General features: G+C 68.1%; 18 protein-coding genes and 1 pseudogene. 3 read left to right on the top strand and 16 right to left on the bottom strand.

From position 1 onward, the window contains the following. The 3 genes and pseudogenes from VF662_RS03870 to VF662_RS03880 all read right to left on the bottom strand — a co-directional run. Positions 1-539: pseudogene (locus VF662_RS03870) on the bottom strand (glycosyl transferase family 1); the annotation flags it as partial. A 51-nt stretch (positions 540-590) separates the two neighbouring features. Continuing rightward, positions 591-836, bottom strand: a complete 246-nt coding sequence (locus VF662_RS03875) for a DUF6894 family protein (RefSeq protein WP_464137885.1) — start codon at positions 834-836, stop codon at positions 591-593. A 7-nt stretch (positions 837-843) separates the two neighbouring features. Next, positions 844-1,002 carry a hypothetical protein gene (locus tag VF662_RS03880; protein WP_464137888.1) on the bottom strand — a complete coding sequence of 53 codons (159 nt, stop codon included), beginning with the start codon at positions 1,000-1,002 and terminating at the stop codon, positions 844-846. Positions 1,003-1,247: 245 nt separating this feature from the next. On the opposite strand from VF662_RS03880, the gene VF662_RS03885 reads away from it, so the two are divergent. Together VF662_RS03885 and tilS are read left to right on the top strand one after the other, a co-directional pair. Continuing rightward, entirely contained in the window at positions 1,248-1,844 is a 597-nt protein-coding gene (locus VF662_RS03885) for a GIN domain-containing protein (RefSeq protein WP_464137890.1), read from the top strand. Positions 1,845-1,895: 51 nt separating this feature from the next. Further along, entirely contained in the window at positions 1,896-2,882 is a 987-nt protein-coding gene (gene tilS / locus VF662_RS03890) for a tRNA lysidine(34) synthetase TilS (RefSeq protein ID WP_464137893.1), read from the top strand. A 6-nt stretch (positions 2,883-2,888) separates the two neighbouring features. On the opposite strand, the gene VF662_RS03895 is transcribed toward tilS, so the two are convergent. The 13 genes from VF662_RS03895 to rplQ form a co-directional block, all read right to left on the bottom strand. Beyond that, entirely contained in the window at positions 2,889-4,250 is a 1,362-nt protein-coding gene (locus VF662_RS03895; protein ID WP_464137897.1) for a PQQ-binding-like beta-propeller repeat protein, read from the bottom strand. Continuing rightward, positions 4,247-4,951 (bottom strand): tetratricopeptide repeat protein, encoded by a 705-nt coding sequence (locus tag VF662_RS03900; RefSeq protein WP_464137899.1) that lies wholly within the window; start codon positions 4,949-4,951, stop codon positions 4,247-4,249. Before VF662_RS03900 ends, VF662_RS03895 begins: the two co-directional genes overlap by 4 nt. Before the next feature lie 155 nt (positions 4,952-5,106). Continuing rightward, the gene (gene panB / locus VF662_RS03905) at positions 5,107-5,964 is read right to left on the bottom strand and encodes a 3-methyl-2-oxobutanoate hydroxymethyltransferase (protein ID WP_464137901.1); all 858 of its coding nucleotides are present in this window, start codon (positions 5,962-5,964) and stop codon (positions 5,107-5,109) included. Between the two features lie 10 nt (positions 5,965-5,974). Next, complete coding sequence (locus tag VF662_RS03910) at positions 5,975-6,835, bottom strand: EamA family transporter (protein ID WP_464137903.1); 861 nt, start codon at positions 6,833-6,835, stop codon at positions 5,975-5,977. Continuing rightward, positions 6,828-7,229, bottom strand: coding sequence for a PIN domain-containing protein (locus VF662_RS03915; RefSeq protein WP_464137905.1), 402 nt, complete (start codon positions 7,227-7,229; stop codon positions 6,828-6,830). The genes VF662_RS03910 and VF662_RS03915 overlap by 8 nt, the downstream gene beginning before the upstream one ends. Next, positions 7,226-7,480, bottom strand: a complete 255-nt coding sequence (locus VF662_RS03920) for an AbrB/MazE/SpoVT family DNA-binding domain-containing protein (RefSeq protein ID WP_464137906.1) — start codon at positions 7,478-7,480, stop codon at positions 7,226-7,228. Before VF662_RS03920 ends, VF662_RS03915 begins: the two co-directional genes overlap by 4 nt. A gap of 47 nt (positions 7,481-7,527) precedes the next feature. Continuing rightward, a complete protein-coding gene (guaA, locus tag VF662_RS03925) occupies positions 7,528-9,087 on the bottom strand; it encodes a glutamine-hydrolyzing GMP synthase (RefSeq protein WP_464137908.1) in 1,560 nt (519 codons plus the stop codon). A 63-nt stretch (positions 9,088-9,150) separates the two neighbouring features. Next, on the bottom strand, positions 9,151-9,867 hold the full coding sequence (locus VF662_RS03930; protein ID WP_464137910.1) for a DUF3142 domain-containing protein: 717 nt from the start codon (positions 9,865-9,867) through the stop codon (positions 9,151-9,153). Then, the gene (locus VF662_RS03935) at positions 9,867-11,990 is read right to left on the bottom strand and encodes a PA5441 family protein (protein WP_464137912.1); all 2,124 of its coding nucleotides are present in this window, start codon (positions 11,988-11,990) and stop codon (positions 9,867-9,869) included. The genes VF662_RS03930 and VF662_RS03935 overlap by 1 nt, the downstream gene beginning before the upstream one ends. 107 nt (positions 11,991-12,097) lie before the next feature. Next, entirely contained in the window at positions 12,098-12,637 is a 540-nt protein-coding gene (locus VF662_RS03940) for a hypothetical protein (protein ID WP_464137914.1), read from the bottom strand. 118 nt (positions 12,638-12,755) lie between these two features. Continuing rightward, the gene (locus VF662_RS03945) at positions 12,756-13,070 is read right to left on the bottom strand and encodes a hypothetical protein (RefSeq protein ID WP_464137916.1); all 315 of its coding nucleotides are present in this window, start codon (positions 13,068-13,070) and stop codon (positions 12,756-12,758) included. An 88-nt stretch (positions 13,071-13,158) separates the two neighbouring features. Then, the gene (locus VF662_RS03950; RefSeq protein WP_464137918.1) at positions 13,159-16,440 is read right to left on the bottom strand and encodes a PAS domain-containing protein; all 3,282 of its coding nucleotides are present in this window, start codon (positions 16,438-16,440) and stop codon (positions 13,159-13,161) included. 422 nt (positions 16,441-16,862) lie between these two features. Beyond that, the gene (gene rplQ, locus VF662_RS03955; protein WP_464137919.1) at positions 16,863-17,288 is read right to left on the bottom strand and encodes a 50S ribosomal protein L17; all 426 of its coding nucleotides are present in this window, start codon (positions 17,286-17,288) and stop codon (positions 16,863-16,865) included. A gap of 581 nt (positions 17,289-17,869) precedes the next feature. Here rplQ and VF662_RS03960 point away from each other — a divergent pair. Then, complete coding sequence (locus VF662_RS03960) at positions 17,870-18,166, top strand: hypothetical protein (RefSeq protein WP_464137922.1); 297 nt, start codon at positions 17,870-17,872, stop codon at positions 18,164-18,166. The last annotated feature ends 74 nt before the right edge of the window (positions 18,167-18,240 follow it).

Here is an 18,240-nt window from a genome sequence, read left to right on the forward strand (position 1 = left end):
CGCATCGCCTTCACGCCGGCGATGGCGGCGCGCACCAGATGCCGCTTCAGCCAGCGCGGCTCGTCGGGGCCGGCGGGCGGGAAATAGCCGGTGCGCATCGCCCAGGTCAGGAATGAGATTTCGTTCACCGGGCATATGATCGGCGCGGCTCCCGTCACCGCCCGGTGCACCCGCACCGCCTCCGCGGCGAAGCGCGCGAAGGAGTCCACGAACGAGGAATGCCCCTGGTCCACATGATCGGGGGAGCCGTAGTGGAACATGTCCCACATCACCTGCACGCCCATCTCCGCGGCCGCTTCCAGCATCGGCACCCAGCTCGACCAGTCGTAGCGGCCCGGCTCGCGCTCGATCAGATGCCAGCGCAGCCCGTCGCGGATGGTCCGGAGCCCCAGCGCGGAGCAGCTTCGATAATCCTCCAGCGCCAGCCGGTCATGCCCGGTGGCGGCGATCAGATCGAGCCGGACGCCGTCGGGCCGGCGGTGCGAGGAGCATTCGAACCCCGCCATGAAGAAGCTCTGCAGGGGAAAGTCGTCCGCCATCGGGCGTGCCAATCCGTCAGCCGCTCGGAGGTTGCAGCTTCGGTCCGAAATTCAGCGGCGGGAGACTTGGGGCGTCACCTGCGACAACGGCAGCGTCATGACCGGCCGGTGGTCCTCGTCCTCCACCTCGATCCACTCTTCGAGCGGCACCCGGCCGTGGGTGATGTCTTCGGCAAGGAGCTCCCGCGCCTCCCGAACCGCCTCCGCCCGCGCCGCCTCGCTGCACGACAGGTCCCGCCCGACGAGGTCCACCGCCTCGAAGTCCCCGCCGTGAACGTGGATGTAGAAGGTCGGCATCGCCCGTTCACCCGGTCGAAAGCGCTTCCGCGTCTCCGCCGGGAAGACCCCGGGCGGTCCATCCGCAGCGCGGGCAGATATTGTCGAGGACTGCAGGATGAAGCCCCCACGGCGTCTCCGGCGAACATTCCATCGGGCCGTTTTCGGCGATCTCGACTGCGGTCATGAAGCTAATCTACATCAATAGGGGTGGGGGCGTAAACAAGCATGCTGCTGATCCGTTTCAATGATTCCGCACCCGTTACGCAGAATTCCTCCCGCTCCTCCTGTTCGCTTCCGGACAGAGGCTGTCCGCTTTCGCCCACGATCGGGCCCCGGATCGGCCGGCTTCCTTAAGTACGCCATGGCACGGCTCTTGCTGATAAAGGCGAGGAGGCGCGGTTCGGCGCCCGCACGATCCTGGGAGGACAGATGAACCCGCTCCGTATTTCCGCCGCTCTGGCGCTCGCCCTTCTCGCCGCTCCCGCTCCGGCCGCCGCCCAGACGGTGGTGCCGGTCGGAAAATTCAGTTCGGTCCAGCTCAAGGGCGGGGGCGAGGTCCGGCTCCGCCACGGCCCGGTACAGCGCGTGACCATCGTGGAGGGCAGCACCGCCTATACGACCATCGCTCTCAAGGACGACGGCAAGCGCGGGAACCACGAGCAGCTCGTGATCCAGGCCTGCAACCGCAACTGTCCGCGCATTTACAAGCTGAAGGTCGAGATCGTCACACCCGACCTCAAGGCCGTCGCGGTCTCCGGCGGCGGCACCATGCAGACGGTCGGCAGCTTCCCGTCCGGAGACTCGCTCGCCGTCGCGGTCAACGGCGGCGGCCATATCGACGTCCGTTCCGCCCGCACCGAGAGCGTCGCAGCCGCGGTCAGCGGCGGCGGCACCATCTACGCTCACCCGCGCGCCTCGCTTGCCGCGGCCGTCCGCGGCGGCGGCGAGATCCGCTATTGGGGCGATCCCTCGGTCGTCACCTCCGTGCAGGGCGGCGGGACCGTCAAGCGCGGCTCCGGCGACTGAGCGACCCGGCCGGCGATTTCCTCAGCCGGAGCAGATGCTCTAGGGAGGGCCATGCCCTCGCTCGCGCCCGCTCCGGACCTGATCGCCCGCTTCCGCCGCGATCTGGAGGCGCTCGAAGGCACACTTCCGGAACGGCTCGGCCTTGCCGTCTCGGGCGGGCCTGACAGTCTGGCATTGCTTCTGCTCGCCGCTGCAGCCCTCCCGGGCCGCGTCGCCGCAGCGACGGTGGACCACGGCCTCCGCCCGGAATCGGCGCTGGAAGCGCTGCACGTCGAGCATATCTGCGACCGCCTCGGCTGCCCGCACTCGATCCTCAACGTCGAGGTTCCGGAAGGGCGCGCCGGGCTCCAGGCCGAGGCGCGACGGGCCCGCTACGCCGCCCTCGCCCGCTGGGCGGCGGACGAGGGGATCGTCCATCTCGCCACCGCCCATCATGCCGACGATCAGGCCGAGACCTTGCTGATGCGCCTTCAGCGCGGCTCCGGGATCGCCGGCCTCTCGGGCATCCGCCCGCTGCGCCGCGACGGCGATCTCACCATCGTTCGGCCGCTCCTGTCATGGAGCAAGGCCGAGCTGGTCCATATCGTCGGCGACGCGGCGATCGAGCCCGCCGACGATCCTTCGAACCGCGACACGCGCTTCGACCGCGCGGCGCTGCGTGCGTTCCTCGCCCGGAACCCGCAATTGGATCCGAAACGCCTCGCCCGTACCGCCGAGGCCGCGCGCGAGGCCGATGAAGCGCTCGCCTGGGCCGCCGATCAGCTCGCCGAAGACCGGATCACCTGCCAGGGCGGCGAGTGGCGCATCGATCCCGCCGGCCTCCCCCGCGCCTTCAGGCGCCGGCTGCTGAGCCGCGCGATCGCCGAGATCCGCCGCGAGCATGGGCTGGAGCCCCCCTGGACCGGGGGTGAAGACGTTGATGGCCTGCTGAGCGCGCTCGACGAGGGAGGCGCCGGGACGCTCGCCGGGATCATGGGCCGCGGCGGCGCGGTCTGGCACCTTCGCGCCGCCCCGCCCCGCCGTCCGGTCAGGTCCTGAGCCGCCCTACCGCCAGGCGGTGAGCCGCCCCTCGTCGTGGAGGACGTAAAGCGTGCCCCCCGCCACCGCCATCGGCAGCGACACGCTCATTCCGGTCTCGACCGTGGACTGGACGGCGCCGGTCAGCGGATCGACGTTGACGAGATCGCCGCGCGAATTGGCGAGGATGAGTCGACCGCCCGCAAGCACCGGCCCGACCCAGTTGATCGTGCCCTTCTTGTCGTCCTGGTCGCGGTAGCGGCGGAGCTGGGTCATCCACTTGATGCGCCCCGTCGCCCGCGCCACCGCAAGCAGCTGCGCCTGATCGTTGACCACGAACACCCATTCGCCCGCCACCCAGGGGGTGGAGATGCCGGCGATGTTGATCTCCCAGATGCGTTGGCCCGTGTTGAGCTCGAGCGCGACCATGCGCCCACCCTGGCCGATTGCGTAGACGCGGCCGTTGTCGATCACCGGGCTCGCGTCGATGTCCGAAAGGGTCGCAACCGCGGTCGAGATGCTGGTCCGGGCAAGCGCGTCCTGCCAGACGACGCGGCCGTTCTCGTAGCGGTAGCCGGTGAGTTCGCCCGAGGAGAAGCCGGCGACGACCGTGCCGGCCGCGGCAGCCGGAGCGGCCGCTCCGAACACGCCCGAGACTTCGAAGGTGCCGGAGCCGTTCCAGCGCAGCTTTCCGTCCGCCGGATTGAGCGCGAAAAGCTGGTTGTCCTGGCTCACCACATAGAGGTTGCCGCTGGCAATGGTCGGGGCACCCCGAAGCGGGCCGCCCGGCCGCGAGCGCCATATCTGGGCCCCGGTCGCCGCGTCGATCGCCTCGACGTCGCCGAGCCCGCTGGTGGCGTAGACGCGGCCTTCGTCGAAGCTGACGCCGCCGCCGAACAGGAGCCCGTAGGCACCGGTGGATTCGCCGCTGAGGAAGCTGACTCCGCCGCGCCGCTCCTTCGGATCGCCGACTTCCCGCGCCCACACCTGAGCGCCCGTGGCGGCGTCGAACGCGCGAACGACGGCGAGCGTATCGATCGTATAGACACGGCCGCCGCCGACGACCGGGCCGGAGCCGAGCCGCTGGCGCGGCTCGCTGCCGCGTCCGATGCTGGCGGACCAGGCGCGGCCGAGCGCGCTCCCGAGCGCGACATGGCCGATCGACTTCGCCGCATTGCCGCCGCGCTGCCCCCAGTCGCTGTTCGCCTGCGCTTCGGGCAGCACGATCTGCACGTCCGCAAGCGCGGGATCGACCTCGATGCTGGTGCTCGTGGAGAGCACCGGGATCCGCTCGCCGACGGTCGGGGTCTTGGGCTTGTCCTTACCGCCCAGGACGCCGCAGCCGCCGAGGAGGCCGAGCATCGCCAGGGACAAAATCACACGATTCATTGCGCCGCTTCCTTCGTTGCGCTTTGCTGTACCGCGTCGACCCCAAGCGCCCCCGCCATCTGGACCGACCGCGAGCGGATGCTCGCCGGAATGCTTTGATCCTTCGCCATTGCGGCGAAAATGCGGGCAGCGTCCGCATTCTTCTGCTGCTTCAGATAAGCCAGGGCCACCATCTCGCCGGCACTCCCGAACCACGGGTTGCCGGCCACGGCGAGCGGCTGCAGGCGCTGGATCACCACTGCGGGCTGCAGGCTGTCATATTCCGCGGCCGTCTGCCGGATCAGCGCAAGCTCGCGATAGGGAGCGGGAACATCCTCGTCCTCGGCCACCTGCTTGAAGCCAGCAACCGCGGCCGGGATGTTGCCCTGGCCGATGGCGAGGTCCGCCTTGGTGAGCAAGGCGGCGGCGCGGTAGCCCGGCCCGCCGTTCTTCGCGACTGCGTCCAGCCGCGGCTCGACGCCCTTGGTCTTGCCGGCGGTCATTTCGTCGAGGATCGCCGTCATCTCCTCGCCGGTCTTCCCCGCCTGCTCCTCCTGGCGGTGCTGCCAGTAGAGGAAGGCCGCGATCCCGGCGAGGAACAGCACGACTGCGGCGATGATCCACTTGCCGAACCGCTCCCACGTCGTCTTCAGCTGGTCGCGGCGCAGCTCCTCGTCCACCTCGCGATAGAAGGTCTCGTTATCGACAGGCTTGATCGCCAATGAAATTCTCCAACCGGCAGGGGAAGGGCCGCGGGGGCTTTCCACCAAACAGCTTCGCGCCTGTCAAACAGGATCGAAGATGAACAGAGGATTGGCGCCCGCCCGATTTCGCCTGCCGCACCTCTACCCAGTCCGGCCGCCGAACGGAAGATCAATCAGGCAGGCTTGCGGTAGATCTGATCCTCGGTCGGAAAGGCCCGCGAGCGCACGTCGGCGGCATAGGTGGCGGCGGCCTCGCTGACCCTCGTGGCCAGGTCGTCGAAGCGTTTGACGAAGCGCGGGGTCCGCTCGAACAGGCCGAGCATGTCCTCGGTCACAAGCACCTGGCCGTCGCACTGCGCCGACGCACCGATACCGATCGTCGGACAACCAACGGTCCGCGTCGCTTCGGCGGCGATCTCCTCCATCACGCCTTCCAGCACCAAAGCGAAGCAGCCTGCCTCCGCCACCGCCCGCGCGTCGCGGAGGATCTTCTCCGCCTCGGCGTCGTCGCGGCCCCGGGCGCGGTAGCCGCCGAGCGCGTTCACCGCCTGCGGGGTGAGGCCTACGTGCCCGATCACCGGAATGCCGCGCCTGGTAAGGAAAGCCACGGTCTCCGCCATCGCCTCCCCGCCCTCGAGCTTCACCGCCGCGGCGCCCGTTTCCTTCAGCACGCGCGAGGCATTCTCGAACGCCTGGGCCGGGCTTGCCTCATAGGATCCGAACGGCATGTCGATCGCCACCACCGCGTGCCAGGATCCGCGCGCCACCGCCGCGCCGTGCGCGCACATCATCTCGAGCGTCACCGGGATGGTCGAGGGCAGGCCGTAGATCACCTGCCCCAGGCTGTCGCCGACCAGCAGCAGGTCGCAATGCGGATCAAGCAGCTGCGCCATCCGCGCGGTATAGGCGGTGAGCATCACGATCGGCTCGCCCCCCTTCATCGCCTGGATCTTCGGCACCGTCAGCCGCCGCATCGGCGCCGGCGTCGGATTGGCGCGGCTGGTGGAGGTGTCGAGCGTGTAGGTGGACATGATGCGCTTCTTAGCGTCCGAACTGCATCAGCACGAGTCCCGCCGCCAATGTACAGGCGGCAAGGATCCGGCGGCGGCCGAAGCTTTCGCCCAGGAACATCGATCCCATCGCAGCCGCGAACACCACCGCCGTCTCGCGCAGCGCCGAGACCTTGGCGGTCTCCATCAACCCGAATGCGTAGAGCGCGGCGCCGAAGGAGAGGATCGACAGCGCTCCTCCGGCCACGCCATAGTGCCAGCGCGATGCAAGGGTCTGCGCGATGAGCCTGCGCCGGAGCAGCAGCGCAAGCAGCATCACCGCAATCCCGTCCAGCAGGAACAGCCAGACGATATAGGTGAACGGGCTCGGCGCCACGCGCACGCCGCGTGCATCCGTGACGTTGTAGAGCGCGATCCCGACCGCAGTGCCGACCGCCCAGAACAAAGCGGCAGCATGGGGATGATCGCGCATCGCCACGCCCTTCGGCGGGAGCGCGAATATCCCCACTGACACCGTCGCGAGCACCAGCCCCGCCCATGCGAGCGGCGCCAGCTCCTCGCGAAGAACGATCAGGGCGACGAACGCCGTCAGGAGCGGAGCCGCGCCGCGCATCACCGGAAAGACCAGCGACAGATCCCCGCTCTGAAGCGCCCGGATCATGCAGATCTGGTAGAAGAAGTGCGCCGGCAGCGCATAAGCGAGCGCGTTCCACACCGCCGCGTCCGGCGCGGGCACGAAGAACGCCGCCGGCAGGATCAGCAGCGCCGCGCTCGCCGAAAGGATTGCCCGCGAGAGGAGGATGTCCCCGCCCATCTTCACCGACACATTGGCCGACGCCAGCGTCACTGCCGAAAAAAGGCCGAGGGAGATGGCTAGGAGGGTGTCATTCATCGCCCGCGGCGAGCAACTCGACTCCTTCCAGGCGGGAGAACTTACGATCGAACGTCACCGTCTTCACGCAGCCATGCGCCAGCGCAGAGTAATGAACGATGGCATCTGCAATGTCCGCACCTTCTGTGGCCACTGCCTGTCCAATGATGTGCGATGCTTCCACTTGCAGCTGACTCGCCGCCAGCAATAGCTCAGCCGCTTGCCTGATCTGCTCCCGGCCCTGTTTGTAGGTGGTCCTCAGCGCCCACAGCGTCTCGCACAGCACGGGGAGCGATATGAAGCCCCTGTCCGTCTGGGAAAGCTCTACCTCGATGAGATTGGTGGCCATCCGCGCCTGCTCGTTTCCGTCCTGAACGAGATATCGCAGCAGGACGTTCGAATCGAGCGCGATCAATCGCAGCGCTTCAGCCGCTCCGCGACCGCCTCCGCGATCCCCCGGTCCATATCCTCGATCGATACGGGCGGGCCGTCATATTTGATGATCCCCCGCAGCGCCCGTACATCTCCCTTCTTCGGCCGCAGAACCAACTCGCCAGCGCCGTTCTCGACAAAATCCACCCTGGTGCCGGCACTCAGGCGAAACTTCGCCCGCACCTCCGCCGGAATGGTGATCTGGCCTTTGGACGTCATCGTTGCAGTAGCCACGGCAATCTCCGGCTCCTTACTTAGTGTAAGGAGGCGTGAAAATCAATTCACTCCCACTCGATCGTGCCCGGCGGCTTGGAGGTATAGTCGTACACCACCCGGTTGATGCCGCGGACTTCGTTGATGATCCGGGTTGCGACGCGGCTTAGGAAGCTTGCGTCGAACGGGTAGATGTCGGCGGTCATGCCGTCGGTCGAGGTGACGGCACGAAGGCCGCAGACATTGTCGTAGGTACGTCCGTCCCCCATCACGCCCACGGTCTTCACCGGCAGGAGCACCGCGAACGCCTGCCAGATCGCGTCGTAGAGGCCGGCGTTGCGGATCTCCTCCAGATAGATCGCGTCGGCCTTGCGGAGGATGTCGCACCGCTCCTTGGTCACTTCGCCCGGTATGCGGATCGCCAATCCCGGCCCCGGGAACGGATGCCGCCCGACGAACGCCTCCGGAAGCCCCAGCTCCTTGCCAAGCTCCCTCACCTCGTCCTTGAAGAGCTCGCGCAGCGGCTCGACCAGCTTCATGTTCATCCGCTCAGGCAGGCCGCCGACATTATGGTGGCTCTTGATCGTCACCGAAGGCCCGCCGGTGAAGCTGACGCTTTCGATCACGTCGGGATAGAGCGTGCCCTGCGCCAGGAAGTCGGCGCCGCCGATCTTCCGCGCTTCCTCGTCGAACACATCGATGAACGTCTTGCCGATGAACTTCCGCTTCGCCTCGGGATCCGTGACTCCCGCGAGCCCGTCCAGGAACAGGCTCTCCGCGTCCACATGCACGAGCGGGATGTTGTAGCTGTTGCGGAACAGGCTCACCACCTGCTCGGCCTCGTGCGCGCGCATCAGGCCATGGTCGACGAAAACGCAGGTCAATTGCTCGCCGATCGCCTCGTGGATGAGGACCGCCGCAACCGCGCTGTCGACTCCGCCGGAAAGGCCGCAGATCACCCGCCCCTTCCCCACCTGCTCGCGGATCTCGGCGATCTTGGTCTGGCGGAACTCGGCCATCGTCCAGTCGCCGGCAAGCCCGCAGACGTGGCGGACGAAATTGGCGATCAGCTTCCCCCCGTCGGGCGTATGCACCACCTCGGGGTGGAACTGGACACCGTAGAAGCGCCGCTCGTCATTAACGGTCGCCGCAAAGGGCGCCCCGTCCGATTGAGCAACGATCCGGAACCCCTCCGGCAGCCGCTCCACCTTGTCGCCGTGGCTCATCCACACCTGGTGCTTCTCGCCCGGCGCCCACAGCCCGTCGAACAGCGGGCATTCCTCCTTCACCTCGATGAAGGCGCGGCCGAACTCGGCATGATCACCGTTGACGACCCTTCCGCCCAATTGCTCCGCCATCAGCTGCTGGCCGTAACAGATGCCGAGCATCGGCACCCCGGCCTCGAACAGCCGCTCGGACGCGCGCGGGCTGTCGGCGGTGGTGACGGACGCCGGCCCGCCCGACAGGATCACCCCCTTCGGGCCGATCCGCTCCAGCGCCTCCTCGGCGCCGCTGAACGGCACGATCTCGCTATAGACCCCAGCCTCCCGCACCCGGCGAGCGATCAGCTGCGTCACCTGGCTTCCGAAATCGACGATGAGGATGGAGTCGCTTGGCTGCACGGTCATGGCGACAAGCCGATAGCAGCCTGCTCAATCGAGTAAAGGCGAGGGAGGTACGGCTGCGTCGCCCTAGTCCTGCGGCGGGTTGAGGAGGAAGACGACGTAGCCCCGGAAATTCCGTTCGGCGGCAAGTCCTTCCGGCTCCCGCCACCGTCCGTCCTGCACCAGCCCCACCTTGAACGGCAGCGCGAACCCCCGCATCCGCTCGAAATAAGCTTCATAGCCGGGGATGGTGGAACGACCCCGGTAGGTTTGGACCACGACTTCGTCCACGACGCCGCCAAGCGCCGCAAGCGCCTTCGGATCGCCATTGGCGCTCCAATCCATCAGCCCCGTGATCGACAGCCGGTATCGCCGGGGCAGCTTTGCCCGCAGCGCGCGCAGAAACTCCGCGTAGCGCGCGAGGCCGCGGGTGCGGGCGTCGAAATCCACCTGGAGGCCCATCATTCGGTTCCCGGAAGCGCCACAGGAGTCGAGCCGCTGCGTCAGCCCTTCCAGTGCCTGCGGCGGCCAATCGAGCGTGTCCGTCCGAACCACCAGCCAAAGCGCCTTGCCCGGCAGCCGCGGAACCCCGGGGCGCAAGCTGACATATCCGCGCTCATCCGCCCGGATCTCGCCATCCAGAAGGTAGATGGTCCGCGCCTTCGCCAGCACCGGCTGCGGCCGCACCCCCGCCCAGAGCCAGAAGCTGTCGTAGCGCTCCGCAGCGACGCGATCGGGATCGGCCGGGCCGCAGCCGGCCAGCGCCAGCACCAGCGCCGCCGCGAACGCCCGGAGCGCCCCCACTACCAGTAATATCTGAGCGACTGCGCCCAGCGCGACTTCGGATAGTCCCGCTTCAGCCGCGCGAACCAGGCGCGGCGCGTCGCCAGGTCCACCTCGATGCCGCCGCAGCTGTTGCTCCCGGTCGGCTCGTAGCAGCGAACCGCGCGATTGAGGGCAAGCGCCCGGTCGTCGTCGGTCGCAGCCGGATCGGCGATGACGGTTTTGTAGACCTCCAGCCGCTGGTAGGGCGTGCCCGGGAATTGCGGCTTGGTCGTTGCAAGCCCCCTGCCCCTCATCCGCCAGTCCACCTCGAAATCGTCGAAGCCGTTCGTCCGCACATATTCGGCCAGGCACAGACGCGGCCGCACCGCGCGCGGAGCATCGGCAAGCTGGCGAACGGTTGCGAGCAGCGCCGGACAGCCAATCTCGCCCACGCGAGCAGCCGGCAGGAACCGCGAAAGCGGCGGCCGCTGGAGGTTGGGGTTCGACCGCGCGTCATAGCTGCTTGCACTGTCGTAATAGCTTTCCTGCGGCACGTCCTTCGGAACGAGCGCCACATCGTTGAGGAACTCGCGGTAGAAGCCCCGACCGAGCTCCTTTCCGAGCAGCATGTAGAGCGCGACCTCCCGCTCCTGCCTCGGAGCGGCGGCGTCGCGCGCCTGCCGGCGGAGCAGATCGGGCCCGGCGACATGCTCCAGAAGGAGCTGGCGGATCACCGGGTGCCGCACCCTGGAATCGGGCGCGAAGATCCGCATCAGCCCGCCGCTCCGCTCCTCGTGCATCGCCAGCGCAAGCTCGACCGCGCCGCGCTGGTAAGGCTGCATCGCCCCTTCGAACAGGCTCAGCCAGAATACGCGGGTCGCCGGGTCCCCTGTCGCCTCCAGCGCCAATCCGCGCAGCATCTGCCGGCTGAATTCGACATAGCTGAAGCTCCGCTGGCGGGCCGCATCGGGGATCAGCGCAAGAACTTCCCGCGGCTGGCGGCGAACAGAATAGGCCTCCGCCGCGCGCAGGTAATCGAACAGGGCGCGGTCCTTGGCGAAGAGCGGCGCCTGCCGCTCCAGCTCCGCCCGCCCGATACGCGGTCCGCACTCCGCCGCCTCCGCGGAGCAGCGCATGCGCCGAAGATCGGCGACCGCGACCAGCATGGGGTCCCGAGCGGCCTTCGCATCGCCGCTGCCAAGCAGCGCCAGGTCGATCTCGTTGGTCAGCGCGAGCGCGGTCCCGGCACCGTCCACCGGCCCCGGCCGCGCAAGCTGCCGGTCGAAGGCTGCGGCGAGCTCCGCATCGTCTCCCTTCAGCCACGCCACGCGGCGGGTCAGACCCCGCGCCGAGGCCGCATAGCTCCCCTTCGGATAAGCGCGAAGATAGGCTTCAAAGGCGGCACGCGCGGCGGCTATCGCCTTCTGGTCGCGCTGCTCGGGCTCTGCGAGCGCTCCATATTCGTCGAACGACAGCTGCTGAGCGCGGTTGAGCTCAGTCCGTGCCACCATGTAGAGGCCGCTTTCGCGTAGCCACGGCTCGGGTGCGTCGGAGAGACCGGCGAAGCTCCCGCGAGCGGCATCGAAGCGGCCGCTGTAAAAGTCCGCGGCTCCAGCGAGGTACGCGGCGAACGCCCTGCCCGCGGGCGTGGACAGGCCCGCGACATCCGGGCGCGGCACCTCGGCGGAGCAATCGGGAGCAAGCGCTGCCCGCGCCGCTGCAAGCCTTTGCTTCTCCTCCTCTGGAACGCGCGTGCTGGAACGGACGGCCCTGATGAACGCCGCCGCTCCGGCCGCGTTCGATTGGCAGCGGGTGGCTGTTTGCCATTGATAGGGCGATGCTTCTCCCGACGGTGGCTCGGCCGCGTCCGCCATCAAGGCCCAGGGGAAGAGGATGACCGGCGGCCCCTCCTGCTTCGCCCGGGGATCGCGCACCACGGCGCCGCGCCGGTCGGCGAGCAGGAGCAGCAGGTTTACGCGCGTGTCGTTGCCCGGCGTCAGCATCGCGCCGTTGCCGCCGGTATCGTAATAATCCTTGGCGAGGTCCCAGGTGGGGTTCTCGAGCGGATCGGCGCAGGCGTAGGCGGTAACCGCGGCGACGAGCCCCGCTGCCGCCGCCAATGCGGCCCATGTCCGCTTCCCCATGCGCGAAGCCACCCCCATGGCCCGATCTTCTACCGCCTCCGAGCGGCCCTTCAAAAAGAAAATGCGCGCGGACCCGGGGGATCCGCGCGCACTTCCATCCAGCAGGTTACAGGCTGGATTAAGGCTTACCAGCCGTAGCGGTTGCCGTAGCGGTTCACGTCGAAATCGCGCACCCGGCCGTAGCGGTCGGTCCTGCAGGTGAAGGCGACGCGCGCATCGTACCGGTCGTAGCGGTTGTAGCCGCCGTAGCGATCGTAACGGTCATAACGGTTGTAGCCGTCGTAGCCGCCATAGCCGCCCTGGCCGTCGATCACGCCGCGCACCCGGTAGCCGTTGCCGGTCCGGTCGACGTCGGTGATGCTGATGCGGCCGCGGCCGTAGCGATCGGCCTCATAGCCGCAGGCGTTGACGGCGTTACGATAATCGTCGCGGTAGCGGTAGCGATTGCCGTAGCCGTAGCGCCGGCCGTCATTGTCCAGCGCCGATGCGATCGCGGCAATGCCGCCGATGATGGCGACTCCGGCAATCACGTCGCCGGCATCGATCCCGCCGCGGTTGTGGCGATAATATCGGTCGCGATATTGCGCGTCGGCGGGAGCCGCGAGCGCGACGATGGCAATTGCGGCGGCAGTCGCGCCGGCAACGATCTGCTTGAAGCTCTTCATGACTAACCTCCTCCAAACCACCCAAGGGAATGGGCATGGTCGGAAAGTAGAGGAGTCGCACTGAGCCGATCCTGAACCGGCTTGTTTGCTTTCGTTCAGGAAAGAACGGGCTGTCGCGTCACTCCTTCTTGCCGGTCTTCTCGGCCGGGGAATTGGCATTCCCGCCGACATCCTCGTCGCCGAGCTGGCCCGTGCCGTGATAGGGCATCTCCGTCTGGCCGCCGCTGCCCATATAGCCTTCGCGACCGCCGCCTTCCTTGCCGCTGTGGGGGTTCGGATAGGCGCCGCCGCCCGAATCGCCGCCGCCGATCCGGCCATTCAGCTTCTCGATCTCCTCCGGGTCGCCGCGGGCGAGGTCGCCGGACTGGCCCCAGGATTTGGCGTTGTCCGCGCTGTCGGTGTGGCGGTTCGGGGTTTCCTTGTTGACGGCCATTTGCTGCCTCTTCGTCTCTCGCTCGCGGCCGGGACGGCGCGAAGCCTCAGCCCCTGAACGCATCGCCGCCGCTCCGGCTCCGGACAGGTCAGGGTCCTTTCAGGCCGGCCAGGCTCCCGGCGAGGTCCGACTGGCGGAACGGCTTGGTGAGACGCGGCAGATCGGGCGCGATTGCTTCCGCCTCCGCATAGCCGGACACGATCAGCACGAGCGTCCCCGGCCGCCGCGCCCGCACTTCGCGGGCAAGATCGGCGCCGCTCATCCCCGGCATCAGATGGTCGGTGACGAGCAGGTCGGGCCGAAGCCCTCCGTCCACCGCCTTCAGGGCCTCCTCGCCCGATGCGGCCTCCACGACCCGGTAGCCAAGCTCCGACAGCATGTCGGCAGTGCTCATCCGCACCAGTTCCTCGTCGTCGACCAGCAATGCCGTTCCGATCGCCTTCGCCCCGGGCGCCGCCACCGCCGCCGGCTCGTCCGCCTCGGCCGGCTCCTCGCTCACCGGCAGCCACAGGTCGATGCGCGTGCCGAGCCCGGGCCGGCTGGTGATCGCAAGCGCTCCGCCAAGCTGCGAGGCAAGCCCGTGCACCATCGACAGCCCGAGGCCGGTGCCCTTGCCGATCCCCTTCGTCGAGAAGAACGGCTCGACCGCCCGCGCAAGCGTCTCCTCGTCCATGCCGGTGCCGGTATCGGCGACGGAGAGGCGCACATAATCGCCGGCCTTGAGCTTCGCCCGGTGCCCCTGCCCGGCCGTCTCCGCCGCTGCGGAGATGGTGAGCGTCCCCCCGTCCGGCATCGCATCGCGCGCGTTCACGCTCAAATTGAGGATCGCCATTTCGAGCTGGTTCTGGTCGGCCGTCGCGGGCGGCAATGCGTCCGGCACCTCGACCACCACCTTCACCTGCGGGCCCGACGTGCTGACCACCAGCTCGGCCATGCCCCTCACGAGATTGCCGACATCGACCGCGCCCGATTGCAGCGGCTGGCGCCGTGCAAAGGCGAGCAGGCGCTGGACCAGGGTCTTCGCCCGCTCCGCCGATTGCAGCGCGCCGTCGATCAGCCGCTGCTCGCGCTCGCCGCCCAGCCGCCGCCGCTGAAGCAGGTCGAGGCTCCCGACGATCGGCGTCAGGAGGTTGTTGAAATCATGGGCCACACCGCCCGTGAGCTGCCCCATCGCCTCCAGCTTCTGGCTCTGCCGAAGCTGCTCCTGCGCCTGGACCAGCGCCTCGGTCCGCTCCTCGACCATTCGTTCGAGCTGCTCGCGCGACCGCGCAAGCACGTCCCGCGCCTCGACGATATCCTCGATGTCCGTGCAGGTTCCGAACCAGCGCGTGATCGCACCCTGCTCGTCGCGCACCGGCTGCGCCCGCCCAAGCACCCAGCGAAAGTCGCCCGAGCGGTGCCGGAGCCGATACTCGATGTGGTAGGGCTCTCCCGTCTCGAGGCAGTGCCGCCACACGGACCAGGCGCGGTCCTGGTCCTCGGGGTGGAACATCCCGTTCCATTCCTCGCCGTCGGTCGATCCCTCAGGCATGCCCGTGAATTCGTACCATCTTCGGTTGAAATAATCGTGGTAGCCGTCCGGGCGCGCGGACCACACCATCTGGTCGATCGAGTTGGCGATCGCCTGGAAACGCGCCTCGCTGTCCCGGACCGCCGCTTCGGCCGCCTTCCGGCCGGTCACGTCGATCTGGATCCCGTCCCAGATGAGCGAGCCGTCCGGCTGCTCGCGCGGCGCCGAAATGAGGCGGCACCAGCGGAGCTCGCCGTCGGCCCGCCGGAAGCGCACTTCGGCGTCGAACATCGCCTTGGTTCGGATCGCCTCCGCTTCCGCCTCGACCAGCAGCGGGCGGTCGTCCGGATGGATCATGTTGTACGGGATGCTCGGATCGGCGAGCACCGCTTCGGCCGGCACCCCCGTCAGCTGCTCATGGCTTTGCGAAACGTAGAGGAACTTCCTTGCCGCTCCGTCCGGCCCCGTCGCGATCTGGTAGACCATGCCCCCCGGCAAGTGGTCGGTCAGCGCCCGAAGCCGCGCGTCGCTCTCCCGAAGCTCGGCCTCGGCGGCCTTCCGCGCCGTCACGTCGATATTGCCGCCGACGAAGCGCTGCGGATTGCCTGCCTCGTCGCAGATGATCGCCGCCCGCCCCGCAAGCCAACGCACCTCGCCGGTATCGGGGCGGATGATCCGGTACTCGTGGTCGAACGGCTTTCGCGATTCGATCGCGGTGTTGAGCGCCTCGACCGCCTTCTCCCGGTCCTCGGGATGGATGAGGGCTGGCCAGGTCCGGCTGTTCACCGGCGCGCCTTCGGGCAGGCCGAGCAGCGCATAATATTCGGGCGAGCAGACCGCCTCGTCCTTTTCAAGATCGTAGTCGAAGCTGCCGACCCCGCCTGCCGCCTGGACGATCCGAAGCCGAGCTTCGCTTTCCCGCAATGCGGCTTCGGCCGAATGCTCGGCGGTTCGGTCGCGGAACATCTTCAGATAGCCGCCGCCGGCGAGCCGCATCAGCAGCCCCGAAGCCCAGAAGCGGCTGCCGTCCCTGCGCACGTGCCAGCGTTCGTCGACCGCGCGTCCGGCGGCCCTGGCGCGGTTCATCTCATCGTCGGGCGCGCCTGCCGCACGGTCTTCCCCGGTGAAGATCTCCGCTCCCGGCCTCCCGACCGCTTCCTCCGCCGGATAGCCGAGTATCCGCTCGGCGCCCCGGTTCCAGCTCCCGATGACGCCATGCTCGTCGAGAGTGAAGATTGCGAAATCCTCAGCTCCTTCGACCATTTGCCGGTAGCGGTCCTCGCTTGCGTGCAAGCCGCCCTCGAGCCCGCGGCGCCGGGCGACTTCCGCCTCGAGCAGCCTCGACCGCTCCTCGCGCTCATCGATCGCGCGCCGGAGCTCGAGTTGGGTCATCACCTGACGGGCGAGGACTTCGAGCGCCAGCCGCTGCCGGTCCGTGATCCCGTCGGGCCGGGTCTTGGTGTCGAGCACGCACAAGGTGCCGAGCGGAAGCCCCTCCGGCGTCTCCAGAAGCGCGCCCGCATAGAAGCGCAGCCGCGGCTCGCCGGTCACCAGCGGATTGCACCTGAAGCGCTCGTCCGTGGTCGTGTCCGGCACCACGAAGAGGCCCGGTTGGAGGATCGCATGCGCGCAGATCGAGACGTCGAGCGGCGTCTCGCGCACCCCGAGCCCCGTCTCGGCCTTGAACCATTGCCGGTCGCCGGCGATCAGGTTGACGACTGCGATCGGCGCTTCGAACAGGTCGGCGACGAGCCGCACGATGTCCTCGAACTCAGGCTCCGGCGGAGTGTCGAGGATCCGGTATTCCTCGAGCGCGGCGAGCCGCGCCTGCTCGTCCCAATCCGGTCCCCGATCAGGCATTGCGCGTCACCGCTTCCGGGAAGGTGGAGCAAAGCCTCGGCGGAAGCGGCGTGCGGTTCGGAAGCTCATCCACCGCTGTCCTATACCGGCTCGTCGTCCATTGGAAAGCTTGGCCGATCGGAGCGGGAACGGCGGCGGCGGCCGGCCGTTCAAGGGAGAGCATAACTTCTCCCGAGACGCTCCGGTTACGAGTATCGCCGGAGCGTTTTGGCGTGCCGGCGGGCCAGCTGGATTCCAGAGATGAACGGCTCCGCCGCGCAAAGGGAGTTAATCGCGGCGGAGCCAACTCGTCACCGCCCCCATGGCGAGTCGGTTAACCCATATCAGCTTTCCCGCGCTCCGCACGGATTTTTACGGCCTTTATGCGTAGAAAAAAGGCCTCCCGAAGGAGGCCCTTTCGCTCTGCCGATGCGAAGCCGCGATCAGGCGGCCTCGTCATACTCCTCGTCGCCGCCCTGGACGGGACCGCTGTCCTGCCCCTTGGCGCTGACGTCGCGGTCGACGAGCTCGATGATCGAGATCGGCGCCGCGTCCGAGGCGCGCAGGCCCGCCTTGACGATCCGGCAATAGCCGCCGTTCCGGTCCGCGTAGCGCGGAGCGAGCGTGTCGAACAGCTTCACCAGCTGGGCATCGTCCAGCAGCCGCGCATGCGCCAGGCGGCGGTTCGAAAGGCCGCCCTTCTTAGCGAGCGTGATCAGCTTCTCCACGTACGGCCGAAGCTCCTTCGCCTTGGCGGTGGTGGTGGTGATCTGCTCGTGCTTGATGAGAGCGGCAGCCATATTGCGGAACAGTGCCGCGCGGTGGCTGGAGGTGCGCTGCAGCTTACGGCCGGCGACGCGATGGCGCATGGTAACTTCCTTCTCGTTCGTCCGGAGCCCGTATGAGGCAGCTCCGGCCAGGCGGTGGAACAGGGCACCGCCCAAACCCTCAAATAGAAAAGCGGAGCTTCCGCCCCGCCCGTCGCGGCTCCCAAAGCCGATCCGCCCCGCAAAGTCAAGGATTCGGCACCGGCCTTTGACGCTCGGCTCCAGATGCAGTTTCTGCATCTGCAATGTCTACCTTTTCAGTTGAGAAACTGCCGTTCCCCCTCCACCTAGGCCGTGCGGGAATGTTCCCCGCGTTCAAGGAGAACCAAAGTGCGTATCGTCGAGATTGCAACGACCGGCTTCACGGCCCTCGTGGCCCAGGCCCTCGTCTTCGCCACGATCCTGATCTGAGGCGAGGCCTCCAGGATCCAGCGGTTCCGCGGAACCACGGCGCAAGGGCCTCAGCATGCTGCTGGGGCCTTTTTCGTTTGCGCCGCGCCCGCAGCACTTCCCGCCGGCGGGCGGCCGGCGGCAAGGAACAGGAAAGGCGGCCCGCAAGTTAGCATCGCGGCGCCTCCCCTCCGGGAACCCGCGCCCAGTCGTGACAGGATCCCGCTACGCAAATGAGCCGCTTCTTCTTCGATCGCCGCGCTTCCGAGCCGCTCGCCGAACCCGCTCCTCCACAACAGCCGCGCACCGACGAAAGCGCCATCAGAGCGCTGATGGAGGTGCAGTCGATCACCGCCTCCGCGATCTTCGCGGCGCTCGTCGGCAAGGGCGTGCTGACCGCGGGCGAGGCGGCCGCGCACATGGCCGAGATCGCCGAGGTGCTGGAGCTGGACGTGCGCTCGCCCCACGCCGCGCACGCGGCCGACACCCTCCGCTCCTATGCCGGAGCGCTCAGCGCCGCCGCCGACTAGCCTCGCTTACTGTTGCACGAAAGACTCACCCCCGGTCCCGATTTGGGACGGGCGGGAACAGCAGCGACTCCGCC

It is taken from the genome of Allosphingosinicella sp. (assembly GCF_036387215.1).
Classification (GTDB): Bacteria; Pseudomonadota; Alphaproteobacteria; order Sphingomonadales; family Sphingomonadaceae; genus Allosphingosinicella.

Bases quoted from the DNA above. Each gene is read 5' to 3' on its own strand.
- VF662_RS03875 (WP_464137885.1), bottom strand. From the start codon at position 836: ATGCCGACCTTCTACATCCACGTTCACGGCGGGGACTTCGAGGCGGTG.
- VF662_RS03880 (WP_464137888.1), bottom strand. From the start codon at position 1,002: ATGACCGCAGTCGAGATCGCCGAAAACGGCCCGATGGAATGTTCGCCG.
- VF662_RS03885 (WP_464137890.1), top strand. From the start codon at position 1,248: ATGAACCCGCTCCGTATTTCCGCCGCTCTGGCGCTCGCCCTTCTCGCC.
- tilS (WP_464137893.1), top strand. From the start codon at position 1,896: ATGCCCTCGCTCGCGCCCGCTCCGGACCTGATCGCCCGCTTCCGCCGC.
- VF662_RS03895 (WP_464137897.1), bottom strand. From the start codon at position 4,250: ATGAATCGTGTGATTTTGTCCCTGGCGATGCTCGGCCTCCTCGGCGGC.
- panB (WP_464137901.1), bottom strand. From the start codon at position 5,964: ATGTCCACCTACACGCTCGACACCTCCACCAGCCGCGCCAATCCGACG.
- VF662_RS03910 (WP_464137903.1), bottom strand. From the start codon at position 6,835: ATGAATGACACCCTCCTAGCCATCTCCCTCGGCCTTTTTTCGGCAGTG.
- guaA (WP_464137908.1), bottom strand. From the start codon at position 9,087: ATGACCGTGCAGCCAAGCGACTCCATCCTCATCGTCGATTTCGGAAGC.
- VF662_RS03935 (WP_464137912.1), bottom strand. From the start codon at position 11,990: ATGGGGGTGGCTTCGCGCATGGGGAAGCGGACATGGGCCGCATTGGCG.
- VF662_RS03940 (WP_464137914.1), bottom strand. From the start codon at position 12,637: ATGAAGAGCTTCAAGCAGATCGTTGCCGGCGCGACTGCCGCCGCAATT.
- VF662_RS03945 (WP_464137916.1), bottom strand. From the start codon at position 13,070: ATGGCCGTCAACAAGGAAACCCCGAACCGCCACACCGACAGCGCGGAC.
- VF662_RS03950 (WP_464137918.1), bottom strand. From the start codon at position 16,440: ATGCCTGATCGGGGACCGGATTGGGACGAGCAGGCGCGGCTCGCCGCG.
- rplQ (WP_464137919.1), bottom strand. From the start codon at position 17,288: ATGCGCCATCGCGTCGCCGGCCGTAAGCTGCAGCGCACCTCCAGCCAC.
- VF662_RS03960 (WP_464137922.1), top strand. From the start codon at position 17,870: ATGAGCCGCTTCTTCTTCGATCGCCGCGCTTCCGAGCCGCTCGCCGAA.